12 protein-coding genes and 2 pseudogenes are annotated in these 14,658 nt (G+C 63.5%); 12 read left to right on the plus strand and 2 right to left on the minus strand.

Going from position 1 to position 14,658, the window contains the following annotated elements; all coding sequences use genetic code 11:
* Window positions 1–12: 12 nt before the first annotated feature.
* The 4 genes from ACYX4P_RS02080 (at window position 13) to ACYX4P_RS02095 (ending at window position 4,207) form a co-directional block, all read left to right on the plus strand.
* Window positions 13–606: a hypothetical protein gene (locus tag ACYX4P_RS02080; RefSeq protein ID WP_476070183.1), complete on the plus strand. Its 594-nt coding sequence runs from the start codon at window positions 13–15 to the stop codon at window positions 604–606.
* Window positions 606–2,132: a type IV secretory system conjugative DNA transfer family protein gene (locus tag ACYX4P_RS02085; RefSeq protein WP_081331682.1), complete on the plus strand. Its 1,527-nt coding sequence runs from the start codon at window positions 606–608 to the stop codon at window positions 2,130–2,132. Before ACYX4P_RS02080 ends, ACYX4P_RS02085 begins: the two co-directional genes overlap by 1 nt.
* Window positions 2,133–2,307: 175 nt before the next feature.
* Window positions 2,308–2,598 carry a hypothetical protein gene (locus ACYX4P_RS02090; RefSeq protein WP_139149987.1) on the plus strand — a complete coding sequence of 97 codons (291 nt, stop codon included), beginning with the start codon at window positions 2,308–2,310 and terminating at the stop codon, window positions 2,596–2,598.
* Window positions 2,599–2,611: 13 nt separating this feature from the next.
* Window positions 2,612–4,207 carry a recombinase family protein gene (locus ACYX4P_RS02095; protein ID WP_476070184.1) on the plus strand — a complete coding sequence of 532 codons (1,596 nt, stop codon included), beginning with the start codon at window positions 2,612–2,614 and terminating at the stop codon, window positions 4,205–4,207.
* A gap of 190 nt (window positions 4,208–4,397) precedes the next feature.
* Here the strand turns inward: ACYX4P_RS02095 and ACYX4P_RS02100 are convergent, their stop codons facing one another.
* Complete coding sequence (locus ACYX4P_RS02100; RefSeq protein WP_312571838.1) at window positions 4,398–5,582, minus strand: patatin-like phospholipase family protein; 1,185 nt, start codon at window positions 5,580–5,582, stop codon at window positions 4,398–4,400.
* Window positions 5,583–5,737: 155 nt separating this feature from the next.
* Here ACYX4P_RS02100 and ACYX4P_RS02105 point away from each other — a divergent pair, with 155 nt between their 5' ends.
* The 5 genes from ACYX4P_RS02105 to ACYX4P_RS02125 all read left to right on the plus strand — a co-directional run bounded on the left by ACYX4P_RS02105 (window position 5,738) and on the right by ACYX4P_RS02125 (window position 10,950).
* A complete protein-coding gene (locus ACYX4P_RS02105; protein ID WP_312571839.1) occupies window positions 5,738–6,289 on the plus strand; it encodes a TetR/AcrR family transcriptional regulator in 552 nt (183 codons plus the stop codon).
* 101 nt (window positions 6,290–6,390) lie between these two features.
* A complete protein-coding gene (locus tag ACYX4P_RS02110) occupies window positions 6,391–7,983 on the plus strand; it encodes an MFS transporter (protein ID WP_312571840.1) in 1,593 nt (530 codons plus the stop codon).
* Between the two features lie 9 nt (window positions 7,984–7,992).
* On the plus strand, window positions 7,993–9,138 hold the full coding sequence (locus ACYX4P_RS02115; RefSeq protein WP_312571842.1) for an HlyD family secretion protein: 1,146 nt from the start codon (window positions 7,993–7,995) through the stop codon (window positions 9,136–9,138).
* Window positions 9,138–10,505: an efflux transporter outer membrane subunit gene (locus ACYX4P_RS02120; RefSeq protein WP_312571843.1), complete on the plus strand. Its 1,368-nt coding sequence runs from the start codon at window positions 9,138–9,140 to the stop codon at window positions 10,503–10,505. The genes ACYX4P_RS02115 and ACYX4P_RS02120 overlap by 1 nt, the downstream gene beginning before the upstream one ends.
* Before the next feature lie 55 nt (window positions 10,506–10,560).
* Window positions 10,561–10,950 (plus strand): hypothetical protein, encoded by a 390-nt coding sequence (locus ACYX4P_RS02125; RefSeq protein ID WP_312571844.1) that lies wholly within the window; start codon window positions 10,561–10,563, stop codon window positions 10,948–10,950.
* A 211-nt stretch (window positions 10,951–11,161) separates the two neighbouring features.
* Here ACYX4P_RS02125 and ACYX4P_RS02130 read toward each other — a convergent pair.
* Window positions 11,162–12,599, minus strand: a pseudogene (locus tag ACYX4P_RS02130) (IS1182 family transposase).
* Between the two features lie 438 nt (window positions 12,600–13,037).
* Here ACYX4P_RS02130 and ACYX4P_RS02135 point away from each other — a divergent pair.
* From ACYX4P_RS02135 to ACYX4P_RS02145, 3 genes and pseudogenes are all read left to right on the plus strand, one after another.
* Window positions 13,038–13,163 (plus strand): annotated as a pseudogene (locus ACYX4P_RS02135) (IS3 family transposase); the annotation flags it as partial.
* Between the two features lie 194 nt (window positions 13,164–13,357).
* The gene (locus tag ACYX4P_RS02140; RefSeq protein WP_312571711.1) at window positions 13,358–13,783 is read left to right on the plus strand and encodes an organic hydroperoxide resistance protein; all 426 of its coding nucleotides are present in this window, start codon (window positions 13,358–13,360) and stop codon (window positions 13,781–13,783) included.
* Complete coding sequence (locus ACYX4P_RS02145) at window positions 13,780–14,283, plus strand: MarR family winged helix-turn-helix transcriptional regulator (protein ID WP_312571712.1); 504 nt, start codon at window positions 13,780–13,782, stop codon at window positions 14,281–14,283. Before ACYX4P_RS02140 ends, ACYX4P_RS02145 begins: the two co-directional genes overlap by 4 nt.
* Window positions 14,284–14,658 lie beyond the last annotated feature (375 nt).

Raw genomic sequence — 14,658 nt, forward strand, 5'->3', positions numbered from 1 at the left:
CTGGCCGGGGCCGTGTTCTTCGGCGCGGAGGCCATGGCTCCCGGCGCGTTCAAGCCTTCGACCCTGATGGGGACATACGATGCGAGGGTCAGCTCTGCCGTGAAGGCGGCGGAGCTGACGCAGCAGGCCCGATACGAGGTGTGGCTGGCGGAAGCGAAGCTGAGCGTCGATCAGCAGCTTGAGCAGTATCGAGCGCTGAACCAAGGCGTTCTCGCGAACTATCAGGCGACCTATGATCGGGGGCGGATCATGGCGGAAGCGACGGCCCGCATCCAAAGTCAGTATGTCGCGGCGCGAATGAGCCAGACGCAATCGACGCAAGCGACCGACGTCGCGATCGTAAACTGGACGCGCTTCTTCGGTCGTGTGGCGGAGACGCTGGAACCCGGAGCAGGAGCGGCGGCCCTGGGTTACGCCGACAACCTGAGCGCCCAGCTTTCGAATGAGCTGACGGCTGCGGCGACGCAGGGCGTCACCATTGATGTCGAGGGCTGGGACACCGGACTCAAGCCAGTCGGTGAGCTTCAACAGGAGTTCGCCGCTCTGAAGCCGATCGTGTTGCCGCCTCCGCCTACCCTGGGCGAGGCGTCCGAGACGACGCGCTAATGCGCCGTAATCCGTTCATGACCGGGATGCAGGGCTTCATGGCCATGCATCACCAATCGGTCCGAATGGATCGCGAGCGAGAGGCGCAGCGACGCGCTGACGAGGCTGAAGCAGAAATGGCGTCCGCTCGACCGAGCGGACGCCTTGGCGATTCCAGGCTGGCGGACGCTGCCGATGTTGCAAAGGCCGGGTTGTACGATCGTCGGGGTCTTTTTCTCGGCGCGTTCGAGGGTAGGCCGATATTCTTCGCGGGGGACGGGCCGATGCTCACCTATCTGCGAACGGGCGGCGGTAAGGGCCGCGATTTGCTGCTTCCGAACATGGCGCATGTTCGTGATCGAAGCTTGGTCATCATCGACGTGAAGGATGGCGAGAACCAATATGCATCTGCCGAGCATCGCGCCGCGACGCTCGGCACAAGGTGCATTTTCCTCAATCCTTTCGGCATGAGGGGGGTGCCAGACACGCCTATCAACCCGCTTCAAATCCTGCTCGATATCGTCAACGCAGGCGGATCGATCGACAGCGAGGCGAATGAGATCGCGCAGATATTGCTGCCGCCTCCGGTGAAGCCGGGAGACGATGCCTGGGTCCGCAAAGGTGCGCTCCGCCTTCTTGCGATGAGGATGGAGTATCTGGCTCTGTTCGAGCCGGAGCTCTGCTCGCTTTCCGGTCTCTGGCGGTTTGTGAACGCAGACCATCATGCGACGAGTGCGGCCTACGCCATGATGTCGTCCTGCGGCGTGGAGGCGATTGAACGCAAAGCGGGCGCGTTCGAGCGCACCTATGCGAAAGCGCCCAAGCAGTACGAGGCTTACAAAGCCGATGCGATCGAGGCGTTAGAATCTTTCGAGCCCGGCAAGGCGTTCGAGCGCTCGACCAGCGCTCATACTTTCGATTTTTCGCGCCTGAAGCACGAGCCGCACTCGGTCTATCTGATGGTGCCGTCCGACAAGATCGGCGTCGCTGCGCCTTGGGTGAGCCTTGTGCTCAACTACGCAATCGAGACGATCGCCAAAGAAGCCGGGCCGCTGCGGACGACCTTCCTGCTCGACGAGTTTCCTCAACTGCCGCCAGCGCCTGCGATCATGAAGGCGCTGCGCCTCTATCGTGGCAAAGGCATTCAGCTTTGGTTCTTCGCGCAGGGGCGCTTTTCCATGGCTGAGAAATGGTCGCGGGAGGCGGTGAAAGAGTTTGAGGATCAGGCGGCGGTCATCACCATGAAGAACGTGAAGGAGCCGGACCTGATCCGCGACCTTCAGCTCTGGTCCGGCAATGCGACGGTGTTGATGAAGGCTGTGAGCCATAGCGGCGGACCAGTGGAGGTGGCCGGGACTAATCTCGGTGAGCAGAAGCGCTTCGTCTTGCAGAGCGAGAATATCCTCGGCCTTCAGGAGGACGAGCATCTCCTTCGGGTCGCTTCCATGCCTCGGCTGCTCGTCGCGGAAAGTGTACCGTTCTATGAAGTCGAGCCGTGGGCGCGGCAGATGCGCGATGTGCGCGACCTCCACACAGGCATGAAGTAAAGTTGCATTTCTGCAACAGTTATGTATAATAGTTATAAGCAGTCATTTCGGTTCGAAAGAATATGTCTGCATGTTTGAAAGTTCGGGGGAGCTTTCTCCCAACTGCTCGAACGGTCTAACCTAGAGAAACACTTTCACGATGCTTTGTGGAGCATCTTCGTGATGGTGGTTAGATATGGCGACGCAGACTCATTTATCGCCAGATGACATCGCTCGGTATCGCGAGATCATCGGCAGCATGGATATCGACGACGGACAAAAGGACGACGTCATTCGAGTCGTCCACGGTATCATGCAAGCCTTCGTGGACATCTCTTTCAGTAACGATCCTGTACAAATATCGGTGGGAAGCCGTCTTGTAGACTCTTTCCGCGCTGGTGCTGCGCGTGGTAATCTTCCGACAGATGAGAAACAACCAATCTCTCCCGCTTTGACTGAAGGTCAGGCTGCGGGATTAGAGCCGTGAAGAGGGCGGAGACGTGTCGAGAGCGAGCGAAAAACAAGCTGTAATCTATTGCCGGGTAAGCTCCACGAAACAGACGACACGGGGCGACGGCCTTGCCAGCCAGGAAACGCGATGCCGCGAATACGCGAAGTATCGCGGTCATTCCGTGGTGAAGGTCTTCAAAGACGATATGTCGGGAAGCGTCGTGGGGCGTCCCGGCATGAAGGACATGCTCGCCTATCTGCGGGCTCACCGGAAATCTCAGCTCGTCGTCATCATCGACGACATCAGCCGCTTGGCTCGTGGCCTTGAAGCCCATCTGCGGCTCCGCGCCGACATCGGCTCGGCTGGGGGCATTCTGGAGTCGCCCTCGATCGAGTTCAAAGAGGATTCAGACAGTCAGCTCGTCGAGCATCTGCTCGCGAGCGTTTCACAGCATCAACGCCAGAAGAATGGGGAGCAAACCCTCCACCGGATGCACTCGCGAGTGCTGAATGGATATTGGGTGTTTCAGGCTCCGTGGGGCTACACATACGGACGTGCCCCGAACGGCGGCAAGATGCTCGTTCGGTCCGAGCCTCTCGCGACGATCATACAGGAGGCCTTTCACGCCTTTGCCAGCGGGCGGCTCGCCTCGATCGGTGAGGTGAAGCGTTTCTTCGAGTCCCATCCCGAGTTTCCGCGCACGAGGCATAACGTCGTCCGGCACGAGCGCGTTCGCCAAATTCTCACGCAGCCGATCTTCGCTGGTTATATCGAAGTGCCTCGCTGGAAGGTGTCGCGTCGTAAAGGGCAGCACGAGGCGCTGGTTGATCTGGAAACTTTCGAGCGGGTTCAGGAGCGCTTGCTCGGGAAGCCAAGAGCTCCGGCTCGTGTGGACCTCAACGAGGATTTTCCGCTTCGCGGCTTCATCGCCTGTGACGACTGCGGCCACGCGTTGACGGCTAACTGGTCGAAGGGAGAGTTCCGGTCCTATCCGTACTACCTGTGCCGTCAGCCTGGCTGCGTGAGCAAAGGTAAGTCCATCGCTCGCGACAAGGTCGAGAACGCCTTCGTCGAGCTGCTGCGATCTCTGACGCCAGCTCGGGAGCTGTTTGATCTTGCCTCAGCCGTTTTCCGCGACGTGTGGGACGGGCAGAGGGCGCGAAGTGGTGAGCGCAAGACTGTGTTGAAGCGCGAGCTTGCTGACATCGAGAAGAAGGTGACAGCCCTCGTTGATCGGATTGTCGAGAGCGAGAGCCAGACGGTAGCTGCTGCGCTCGAACGCCGACTCGAAGAGCTTGAAAATCGGAAGCTCATTCTGAGCGAAAATATCGCGAAATGCGGAGCGCCTATCCGAGACTATGACCAAACTTTTCGAACGGCGATGGTGTTTCTCGCAAGCCCTTGGAATCTTTGGAAGTCAGACCGCCTTGAGGACAAGCGGGCCACCCTAAAACTGACCTTCTCCGGCAATCTGAGATACAGCCGTCAAGAAGGTTTTCGAACTCCACAAACGTCGTTGCCCTTCAAGGTGTTAGGCAACTTATCGACGTTGGGAAGAGAAATGGCGCACCCGGAGCGATTCGAACGCCCGACCCTCAGATTCGTAGTCTGGAGGAACGCACTGCAAAAACAATGTGTTACGTGAGTGTGATTGTAACAATCACTGCCTCGCTGCTTCTTTAGGCCATCGAGGTTACAGATCGCACGAGATCACCTCTGGCGCAGGCTGTTCGCCCAGATGCAGGCGCACGGCCCTCGGTTCACCTAGATCAGCTCTGCTCCGCCCGAACCCAATCGTGGGTGCTGGCGTCTACGCCATCCAGCAGCCCCCGGGGCTACTCGACGGGAACACCCTCGCCACCGGCTTCGCCGGCGCGGGGCGCCCGCCAGGCATCTCCTTCCAGCCCTCTAAGATGACCAAGTTCGAACAGCGAGGTCATGGCGGCCTGGTCGAAATCGAGGCTCGACGATTCAGCCTCCGTCGGGATGTCCGTGATGAACAAATCGAGGTGGTTCGCGCCGGCGAATGTGACCGCGGCGGCGAGTTCGCGGGCCGTGGCCGCCTTGCTCGACGTGATGTAGGCGCGGCCGAGGATTGCGGAGATGCGGCCGGATGTCACCGCATACTGCCGCTCCGCCTGACCGTTGATGATGATGAAGACGCGACCTGCAGCTCCGTTGTCCCTGCCAGAGCGCTCCAGCGCCGCCGTGACCGGCCCGCCCGGGCTCGCCAGGAAAGGAACCGTGACGCCCCCATCTACGTGCATCCCACGCACGATGGTTCCGTCCGTCTGGACCGTGGCGATCAGCACCGGGGGGAAGACGCCGGGAATGCTGGCTGAGGCAAGCAGAACCTCACGGAACAGCGCGAGGGCATTGGCATCGCCCTGCGTCGCGATCTGCCCCATGTCCCAGACGACCGCCGCTTCCGCGTCCAGGTTCGTCGTCACCACAAGGAGGCGCCGGCCTCTCGCATGCTCTTCGGCGACGCGCCTCAAGAGCTCAGGCGTGACGTGCGTGTTCACCAGGTCGGACAGAATGCGGGGACTCAACAGACTGGGCGCGGTCAGAGCGCTCAGGCTGCGCCAGCTTACGAGCCCTTCGGTCTGGCCGCCGGTGTATGCAGCCCGGAGCTCGTCGTCCCAATCGCTGCCAAGGAAAGCGAAGGGCGCTGTGAGGGCGCCGGTGCTGACGCCTGTGACGAGGTCGAACGCCGGACGATCTCCCCGCTCGCTCCAGCCTGTCAGGACGCCCGCGCCGTATGCCCCGTCAGCGCCGCCGCCCGAGATGGCGAGGATTGTGGACGCCTGACCGTGTGCCCGCACAGCCCGGTCCATCGCCGCCCCGAGCGCCTCCCGGGCGGCTGCGTCTTCCAGGTTGAGACGGGGATCAACGCCGCGGCTCAGGGCAGTGTCCGCCAGTCGGATCGGCGCGGTGCCCCTTGGCAGGGTGCCGCACGCTCCCAGCACCAGAACGCCAAGCATGCTGAGGACGGCAGCCCTGAGGCGGTGCGTATTCATCGTTCCAGTCAAACTCACTTCGCCCACCGGCTCAACTGCCGCGGTGCACTTGCCGGACAGCGCGCCAGCACCGCGGCCGGACGATATCGACAAGACATATGCAGCAAGCCGATGGACCATTGACCAACCGGACACAGTTGTCCATATGAGACTCGATGTCCCAGATTCGTCAGATGCGCAGCGATGTGGTCCGCCACCGGGCTGCATTAATGGATGCGGCCGCAAAGGTCTTCGCCACTCATGGCGTAGATGTCGCCCTGGATGCGGTTGTCGAAGCAGCCGGCGTTGGTCGGGCGACGCTCTACCGTCATTTTCCGCACCGGACAGCGCTGCTCCTGGCCCTGTTTGATCGGGAGATCGCCCCGGTCCTGGCGCCCCGCTCCGGCAGACCGGACGACGCCCTGATCACCATGATCAAGGAAGTGGGACTTGCGAGCTCTGGCTCGGCGGTGCTCGCCGACGCCTGGCGTGCGATCGCCCCGGACAACCCGGAACTTCGGCAACGCCAGAGAGATATACAGGCCGCGTTGGAGCAACCTTTGGCTGATGCGCTCCAAGCCGGTCGGGTCCGGCCCGGCCTGACGATGACAGACGTGATCCTGATCATCCGGATGGTGGCCGGAGTTGCGCGCCACGCCCCGGGAGACGATCAGGCGGCAGACCGCGCGATTGACCTGGTGCTGAACGGCATCCGGCCGCAACGCTGATGGCCTCCAGCCGCCGCCGGATAGGCGATACCATCGGCGAGACGCCTGACTGGGCGCCCCACGAACGCCCCATGATTCCAGGGTCGCCGTCGACGCCGCATATGCCGCCTCAAACCCGGGTGGCCTTCGGCCTCACCGGCCTTCTGCTGGGGGTCACCGGTGGTATGGGCACCGCTGCCCTGAGCGCCAACCTTCCGGCCATTCAAGGCGCCTTCGGCCTGGATGTGCGGCAAGGCGCCTGGCTTGGCGCGGTCTATGGGATGTTCAACATCTCGATGAACCTGCTGCTGATCAAATATCGCCAGCAGTTCGGCCTGACGTCGTTCACCAAGGTGTTCCTGGCCCTCTATGCCGTCGCCACCCTCAGCCACCTTTTCATCGGCGACTACCCGGGTGCACTGGCGGTGCGTGCCATCAGCGGCATGGCCGGCGCCGCCATGGGCTCCCTGGCCGTAATGTATATGATGCAGTGTCTGCCGCCCAAGGCGACGCTGAAGCTGCCGGCGCTATTGCTGGGGCTGGGCACAACTCAGCTGGCCGGGCCGATCGTCTGGATTGTGTCCCCCGAACTCCTGGACGTCGGCGGCTGGCGGAGCCTTTATCTGCTGCAGAGCGGCCTGGCCCTCGCCTGCCTTGCAGCGGTGCAGATGTTGCGGCTGCCGCCCGGCATTCGCGTGCACGTCTTCGAATGGCGAGATGCGATCACGATGGTCCTGTTGGGGTCGGGGCTCGCCCTGCTCGTGGCGGTAGCGGCCGTGGGCCGGGTTGACTGGTGGACCGAGGCGCCATGGGTCGGTTGGGCGCTGGCGGCCTGCGTCGCCCTGTTGTCCGCCGGCGCGGTTCATGAGCACTACCGCGAACATCCAATCATCGACACCCGCTGGGTCTTCAGCTTCGGTTTCCTCAACTTCGCCCTTTCGATCATGCTGGCCCGGGTGCTGCTGATCGAGCAGCCCTTCGGGGTGACGGGCCTTGTGCAGGTCGTGGGCATGGGAGCAGATCAGACCCAAGGCCTCTACGCCGTGGTGTTGGCCGCGGCGGTGGCGGGGGTGCTCTTCGGCGCCTTCAGCCTGATGATCTCCAACAAATTGCTGCCGGTGCAGCTTCTGCTGTCGCTGGTTCTGATCAGCGTCGCCGCCTTTATGGATTCCGGTGCAACGGCAGACACCCGCCCGGCCAGCCTCTTCCTGAGTCAGGGATTGATGGGCTTCGCGGGGGCCCTGTTCATGGGGTCGGCTCTGGTTCTTGGGCTAGGCCAGCTCATGGCCCGCGGCCTAGGCTCGCTCATCACCTTCGCCATGATGTTCGGCGTGACCCAGATGGTGGGCGGCATGGCCGGCGGGGCGGCGCTCGCGACCTTTCAAACCATACGCACCCAGCACCACGCCGCCTATCTGGCGGATGGCGTGGTGGCCTCCAATCCCGCAGTGGCCCAGACCCTGCAGATGTATGCGGGGGCCTATGGATCGACGATCGCCGATCCCGCACTGCGCTCGGCCCAGGGCGTCTCGACCCTCGCTCAGCAACTGATCCAGCAGGCCAATATTCTCGCCTTCAACGACGTCTTCCTCGTTATCGCCTGGGGCGCCATCGCGCTCCTCGTCCTCAACATCCTCATGTTCGTCAATCAGGGCCTGAAAGCCCGTTCGGCGGCCACGACCAGTGACAGCGCCTCTGGCGCCGTCGCCATCTGACGGAAACCCATGACCGACCAACCGCCCGCCTCGCCCGCCGCCACGCCGCGACAGCCCGAGGATGAGAATCTGACCGCCCCCCTCGCCCCTGAGGCGACAAAGAAGCGCCGCTTCACCCCGCGCGCTGCGATCATCACTGCCGTGCTCGCCCTCGCGGCGGTGTTGCTGATCCTCTTTGCCTGGAAGCTGCCCCCGTTCTCATCGTCGGTCGAGCGGACCGACAACGCATATGTCCGCGGCCAGGTGACCGTCATTTCCCCGCAGGTGAGCGGCTATATCGTCGAGGTGCTGGCGAGCGACTTCCAGTCTGTGGAGGCGGGTCGGCCCCTGTTCCGGATCGACGACCGCGTCTATCGCCAGCGACTGGAGCAGGCCAAGGCCAATCTGGCCGGCGCTCAAGCCCAACTGGCCAACTCAGCCCAGACCGGCGCCTCGCGACAGGCGACCGTCGGAGCCCGCGACGCCGAGCTGGCTTCGGCCCGCGCTCAGCTTCAACGCGCCCAGGCGGACATGGCGCGCGTGGCCGACCTAGCCGCAGACGGCTCGGTTTCCCTGCGAGAGCGCGACCAGACCGAGGCGGCGCTGCAGAGCGCCCGCGCGGCGGTGCGGCAGGCCGAAGCGGTTCGCGAAGTCGCGCGTCAGGACGTCACCTCGGTGGGCGTATCGCGCGAGGGACTGGAGGCTTCCGTCGCCGCCGCTCGCGCCGCCGTCCGGCTGGCCGAGATCGACCTCGCCAACACCATCATCATTGCGCCCGAAGCCGGTCAGCTTGGGCAGATTGGCGCGCGGCGCGGGCAGTATGTGACCGCCGGCAGTCAGCTCGTGTCCCTGGTGCCTCCGCAGTTCTGGGTCATCGCCAACTTCAAGGAGCGCCAGGCGGGCCGTATGATCGAAGGTCAGGCCGCAACCGTCACCGTCGACGCTCTCGGCGACCGTCGCTTTTCCGGACGCATCCAGCAGATCTCGCCCGCGACGGGTTCGGAGTTCGCCGTCCTGCCGGCTCAGAACGCCACCGGCAACTTCACCAAGGTCGCCCAGCGCCTGCCCGTCCGCATCGTGTTGAACGCGGGACAGGAAGGCCTCGCCAGGCTGCGTCCCGGCATGTCGGTCGTGGCGCGCGTGGATACGGCGTCTCCGGCTCGGGGGACCCGCTGATGCGCCGGCTCCTTTTGATCGGCGCATCAGCGCTCGCTGTGTCCGCCTGCGCAACGACGCCCTCGCCTCATCCTGACTCAGCGGCAGTGATCCCGCCGATGGCGTGGCAGGCGGTCGCGTCGGGCGAACATGCCGTCGAGCCCGGCTGGTGGCGCGCCTTTGGCGACCCGGCGCTGACCGCGGCCGTCGAGGCGGCGCTGGTCCGCAACGTCGATCTCGCCATCGCCGAGGCGCGCGTGCGCGAGGCCGAGGCCCTGGCTCGTCAGGCACGGGCGGGACTGTTTCCGACGCTGGACGGCTCAGGCGGCGCCCAGCAGGCGCGGACCCTCAGCGTCTTTGGGCAACCCTCCGAGGCCGCGACAGGCCAGGCGCAGTTGCAGGTCGCCTATGAGGTCGATCTTTGGGGGCGGGTTCGCAACGCCGACGCGGCGGCCCGGGCGTCGCTTCAGGCGAGCGAGTTCGGGCGCGACGCCCGGGCCCTCTCGGTCGCCTCGGCTACCGCCCGCGCCTATGTGACCCTGCTGTCGCTGGATGCGCAGCTGGAGATCGCGCGCAGCACTCTCACCTCGCGTGACGAGGCGCTGCGTCTGGCGACCCGTCGGGCCGACGCGGGCCAGACATCCCGCCTTGAGCTGACCCAGGCCGAGTCGGAACAGCGTGCAGCCGCGCGGCAGATTCCCGCTTTGGAGCTGGCGATCCGCCGTCAGGAAAACGCCGTGCGCCTGCTGGTCGGGGATATGCCGGGTCGGGTAGAGCGCGGACGGCTCGAGGACCTGGTTCTGCCGGCTCCCTCTCCGGGCCTGCCCTCCGCCCTGTTGTCGCGACGGCCGGATGTCGCCCAGGCCGAGGCCCAGTTGATCGCGACCGACGCCAGTCTCGCGTCCGCCCGGGCCGCGCTCCTGCCACAGGTTCGATTGACCGGATCGCTGGGCGAACTGCTGGTGGAGTCCCTCGATCCCACCGCCGTCTGGAGTCTTGGCGGCAGCATTCTGGCGCCCCTGTTCGACGGCGGTCGCCTCGCCGCGGGCGCCGAGGCGGCTGAATCCCGGCGAGACCAGTCGGCGTTCGGCTATCGTGGGGTCGTGCTAGGCGCTTTCTCAGAGGTTGAGAACGCGCTCGAAGGCGTTACCAGGCTGGAGCGGCAGGCGGAGGAGGCGCAGGCCCAGCGGGCCGCCCTGCAGAACGCCCTGTTCCACGCCCGCAACCGTTACCGGGCCGGCTATGCGTCCTATCTTGAGGAACTCGACGCACAGCGAGGCTTATTCAATGTCGAGCTCGGTCTGGTCCAGCTTCAGGAAAGCCGTTTGCTGAACGCCGTCACTCTATACCAAGCCCTTGGTGGCGGATGGACCGAACAGTCCGGCTGATGGCAGTCGGGTGCGATGAGACGACCGAGGAATTCCTGTGCCAACGACTATCGACATGGACGAGGATCTAAAGAGGGTCACCGTCGTCGTGCCCCCCGGCACGCGCTGGACGTCTTTTGAACAGGCTGCGATGATCGCGGTGACCCGGGCCCCTGTCATGACGGATTGGGCCTGGATCATCGACGATCAGGGTCCAATGGACGATATCGACGTCGCCGGCATGATGCGTATCGGCGAAACTTTTCGGCGTCTGGCTCAAGAGCCCCTGCGAAGAACCCACACGGTGGTCGTGACGACCGACCGCTTTTTCGGCACATGGGCTCTGGTGGTCGATCTCAACTACGGCATCCGAAAGCATCACGCGGCGCCGTCGTTGGCGGCAGCTGTCGCTTTGCTGGACCAACTGGACGCTCGTCCACTGCCCCTCTCACTGCATCTGCAATAATCTCAGCCTGTCATATTAGGCATTGCGGGGCTCGGCGGCCGCTGTGTCGTCGGGCCCCGGTTAGAACCACCGCCCCACCCTCCTTTTGCCATGGCCTGGATGTAGCTACCTGAGAGCGGGCCGATCAAAGCTTGGCTAGAGTCGAGGGCGTGTAAAAACGTGCTGAGCTACGGCGGGGCGGGTGTGGCGACGAGGCGCAGAGCGCCACGTCTCAGGCCCTGATCGCCTCCATCAACGGCTTCGTTCCCAGCACCGTCATCACCCGTTTCATGTTGTAGGCCAGGATGTGGAGGCTGATCTCGGTCTTCACGTTGGGCAACCGCTTCATCAGGAAGTGGGTGTGGCCCATCCAGGCCTTGATGGTGCCGAAGGGGTGTTCGACCAGGCTTCGCCGTTCGCGCATGGCTCTGGGCCTCAGATCCATTCGGGTTTGAAGGGCATCGATCACCGCCTCATGCTCCCAGCGCGTGACCTTTCGCTCGACCGCAGGCGTGCATCGGGCCTTGATGCTACAGCCTGTGCAACTGGCCCGATCCCAGTATCGATGCAGCGTCATGCCTCTTTCGACGACGCTCATGTGGTACGGAAGCAGGGAGCCGGCCGGGCAACGGTAGACGTCTTGATCTGGCAGATAGACGAAGTCCTGCTTGCCGAAGCGTCCATTCGCCTTTGCGCCTGATGTCAGCGTCTTTGGCACGAAGGGCGTCGCGCCCAAAGCCTCGCAGGCCAGGATTTCCTCGCCGGAGAAGTAGCCCCGGTCCGCCAGCACATCGAGCCTCTCCACGCCCATAGCCTCCTTGGCCTGACCCGCCATGTTCGCCAGCTGTTGCTTGTCCGAGCCGGTCATCACCACCTCATGGGCGACGATCAGGTGATGCTCGCCCTCGACGGCGGACTGGACGTTGTAGCCGACGATGCCGCTCCCCCGGCCTGACGTCGCCATGGCGCGGGCGTCGGGATCGGTCAGGGACACCTGGCCGTCAGGCGACGCCTCGACCTCAGCCTCCATGACCTTCAGCATCGCCATCTGGGCGCGAAGGCGATCGATCTTCTCGACCAGCCTCACCGAGCGCGCTTCCACGCCGTCCCCCTCGTGCCGATCAGCCGTGTCGAGGTCTTCGAGGTAGCTGGCGATGTGCTCGGCGACCTGCTCGATCCGCCGCTTCACCTTGTAGGCGGTGAAGTTCTTGTCGCGGGTGTTCACCGCCTTGAACTTGGAGCCGTCGATGGCGACCAGGGCCGCGCCGAACAGGCCAAGCTGGCGGCACAGAACCACGAACTGCGCGCACGCCGCCTGGATCGCAGGGCCATTCGCGGCGGAAGTCGGCGATAGTCTTGTGGTCCGGCGCCAGCCGCCCCGTCAGCCACATCAGCTCGACGTTGCGCTGAGCCTCCCGCTCCAGCCGCCGGCTCGACTGCACCTTGTTCAGGTAACCGTAGACATAGAGCTTCAGCAGTATGGCCGGGTGATAGGCCGGCCGGCCCGTCGCCGCCGGCGTCATGCCCTCGAAGCCCAGACCCTTCAGATCCAGCTCGTCGATGAAGACATCCACCACCCGGACTGGATTATCCTCGGCCACATAGTCGTCGAGACATTCGGGAAGCAGCGTCTGCTGCCGGCGATCGGCACCCTGAACGAAGCGGCTCATACCCACCTCCTGAAGACCTCAGGAGGCTACCCTAATTCGCTCGAGCTGGAGGCGTTTTCACACAGCCTCAGTCGGAAGCGGTCTGAGGCCAATGAGCTTCAGACCCACAAGCCGAAGAAACCCGAGGCTTTTCAACGTCCGCAGAAGGCCGCCGAACGCCTGTTACAAACCAGAGGGCTGCGGCCGTTCATCGACGATGGGGCATAAACTGCAGAATTCACGAAGTAAATGGCGCGCCCGGAACGATTCGAACGTCCGACCCTCAGATTCGTAGGCTAGCACAATTCTATCTGAAATCAGCCCGTTACACGTCTTAGGCTGTAACGCTCGCGGCCACGGTCGGTCTGATGAATTCGGCCGCTACAGACGCTCTTATGGCAGTATCAATGCCAAGAGTTGATCAGTCACAACCACTAGAAAAGCAGACTGTCTTAAGGCCGGCGGGCCTGCCGGGTGCTGGTCGCAGATCGGACGAGCGTCCGCTACCAAGCGACGCGATCGGACGATGGCGCCCTGCGCGATCGGCTGAAGGCTCTGGCCCAAGAGCGGCGGCGGTTCGGCCACGGACCTTTTTGCAGCCAGTAGAAAACAGCCTGCCGAGAGGGAGAGACCTGCCGCATCGCAGACGGTCGGCACCTCATCGCGTGAACACCCGTCTCCATTCGGGGAGCCCGACACATAATTATGTATTGTACGGGATATAATTGCGAGTTATGGAATTACTTCGTATTATCTCGCTATCTTCGGAGTGTCTCCTCATGACGGTTATCTACACAGCGCAAGTGACGGCCACGGGTGGACGGCAAGGCACGTTGCGCAGCGACGACGGCATTCTCGACATGCGGCTTGCCACACCCAAGAACCTGGGCGGCAAGGGTGACGCGACCAACCCCGAGCAGCTCTTTGCAGCAGGATACGCTGCCTGCTTCGGCAACGCGATGATCCACCTGACCCGCGACAAGGGCTTCAAGGTGCGCGACGAGGACGTGACGGTGGTCGCGAAGGTGGGTCTCGGTCATGAAAATCCACGCAGCGTGTTCCTGACTGCCGAACTCGACGTGACCATCGCGGGTGTCACGCAGGAGCAGGCGGAGGAGATCATCCGTATTGCACATGAAGGCTGCCCTTATTCCAAGGCGACGCGTGGCAACATCGACGTGAAGCTGAGCGTTCGAGCGGTATGACCGGCGAGGAGGCTTCTGGACAGGACGACGATCCGCTGCAACTGGACAGGCAAGTGTGCTTCCCGCTCTATGCGGCCACCAACCTCCTCAATCGCCTCTACCACCCCGTGCTGCAATCGATCGGACTCACCTATCCGCAGTATCTCGTGATGCTGGTGCTGTGGGAGCATGAGGTGCAGACCGTAGGTGCGCTTGGCGCCCGGCTTTATTTGGATAGCGGAACCTTGAGTCCCTTGCTGAAGCGGCTGGAGGCCACGGGGTTGGTCATGCGCAGACGAGATCCAGCGGATGAGCGGAAAGTATTGGTCGCCCTTACCGATCAGGGACGCGCGCTGCGGGCACGAGCGCTCGATGTTCCCAGCACCATCTCCGGCGGTTACACGCCGGAGGGCATCGAGCAGCTTCGCGACAGCGTGCGGGCGCTCGTGTCGGCTCTTGCGGAAAGAGACGGGCAGATACGTCTGTCGAGCGTCGCTGCTCGGACAGCGGAGGGATCATGATCTACCCGGCGCGAAGCGCCCGATCCGTCCAGCCAGATGGTGAAATGAAAGGGCACCCTCAGTTGTCGTAATAGGTGGAACGCGCATGAATAATCCTCGGCCATCCGCCGATCCTCACCGGCTCGTCGTCGTCGCCGGCGGTGTCGCCGGCCTCGACATTGCCTCCCATCTCGCTGTCAAGGCGACTGGCAGCAAACGCCTCAGGGTGTGTGCGATCGCCGAGTTGGCCAGACCGAACGGATGAGGCTGGCGGACACGAGGACGTCTAGCATGGAGCGCGCGCCAATCCTGCGCGACCGGAGCCTTGTTCCAATAGGCGCCGAGCAAGGCCACAAGCATGACCGCCGCTCCACCTTGCCGCGCACCTCGCCAACG

The organism is Brevundimonas sp. ABV4_179, from assembly GCF_056311945.1.

What these genes read in the sequence shown, in the direction of transcription:
- ACYX4P_RS02085 (WP_081331682.1), top strand. Translation starts at nt 606, where the DNA reads ATGCGCCGTAATCCGTTCATGACCGGGATGCAGGGCTTCATGGCCATG.
- ACYX4P_RS02090 (WP_139149987.1), top strand. Translation starts at nt 2,308, where the DNA reads ATGGCGACGCAGACTCATTTATCGCCAGATGACATCGCTCGGTATCGC.
- ACYX4P_RS02100 (WP_312571838.1), bottom strand. Translation starts at nt 5,582, where the DNA reads ATGAATACGCACCGCCTCAGGGCTGCCGTCCTCAGCATGCTTGGCGTT.
- ACYX4P_RS02105 (WP_312571839.1), top strand. Translation starts at nt 5,738, where the DNA reads ATGTCCCAGATTCGTCAGATGCGCAGCGATGTGGTCCGCCACCGGGCT.
- ACYX4P_RS02110 (WP_312571840.1), top strand. Translation starts at nt 6,391, where the DNA reads ATGCCGCCTCAAACCCGGGTGGCCTTCGGCCTCACCGGCCTTCTGCTG.
- ACYX4P_RS02115 (WP_312571842.1), top strand. Translation starts at nt 7,993, where the DNA reads ATGACCGACCAACCGCCCGCCTCGCCCGCCGCCACGCCGCGACAGCCC.
- ACYX4P_RS02120 (WP_312571843.1), top strand. Translation starts at nt 9,138, where the DNA reads ATGCGCCGGCTCCTTTTGATCGGCGCATCAGCGCTCGCTGTGTCCGCC.
- ACYX4P_RS02125 (WP_312571844.1), top strand. Translation starts at nt 10,561, where the DNA reads ATGGACGAGGATCTAAAGAGGGTCACCGTCGTCGTGCCCCCCGGCACG.
- ACYX4P_RS02140 (WP_312571711.1), top strand. Translation starts at nt 13,358, where the DNA reads ATGACGGTTATCTACACAGCGCAAGTGACGGCCACGGGTGGACGGCAA.
- ACYX4P_RS02145 (WP_312571712.1), top strand. Translation starts at nt 13,780, where the DNA reads ATGACCGGCGAGGAGGCTTCTGGACAGGACGACGATCCGCTGCAACTG.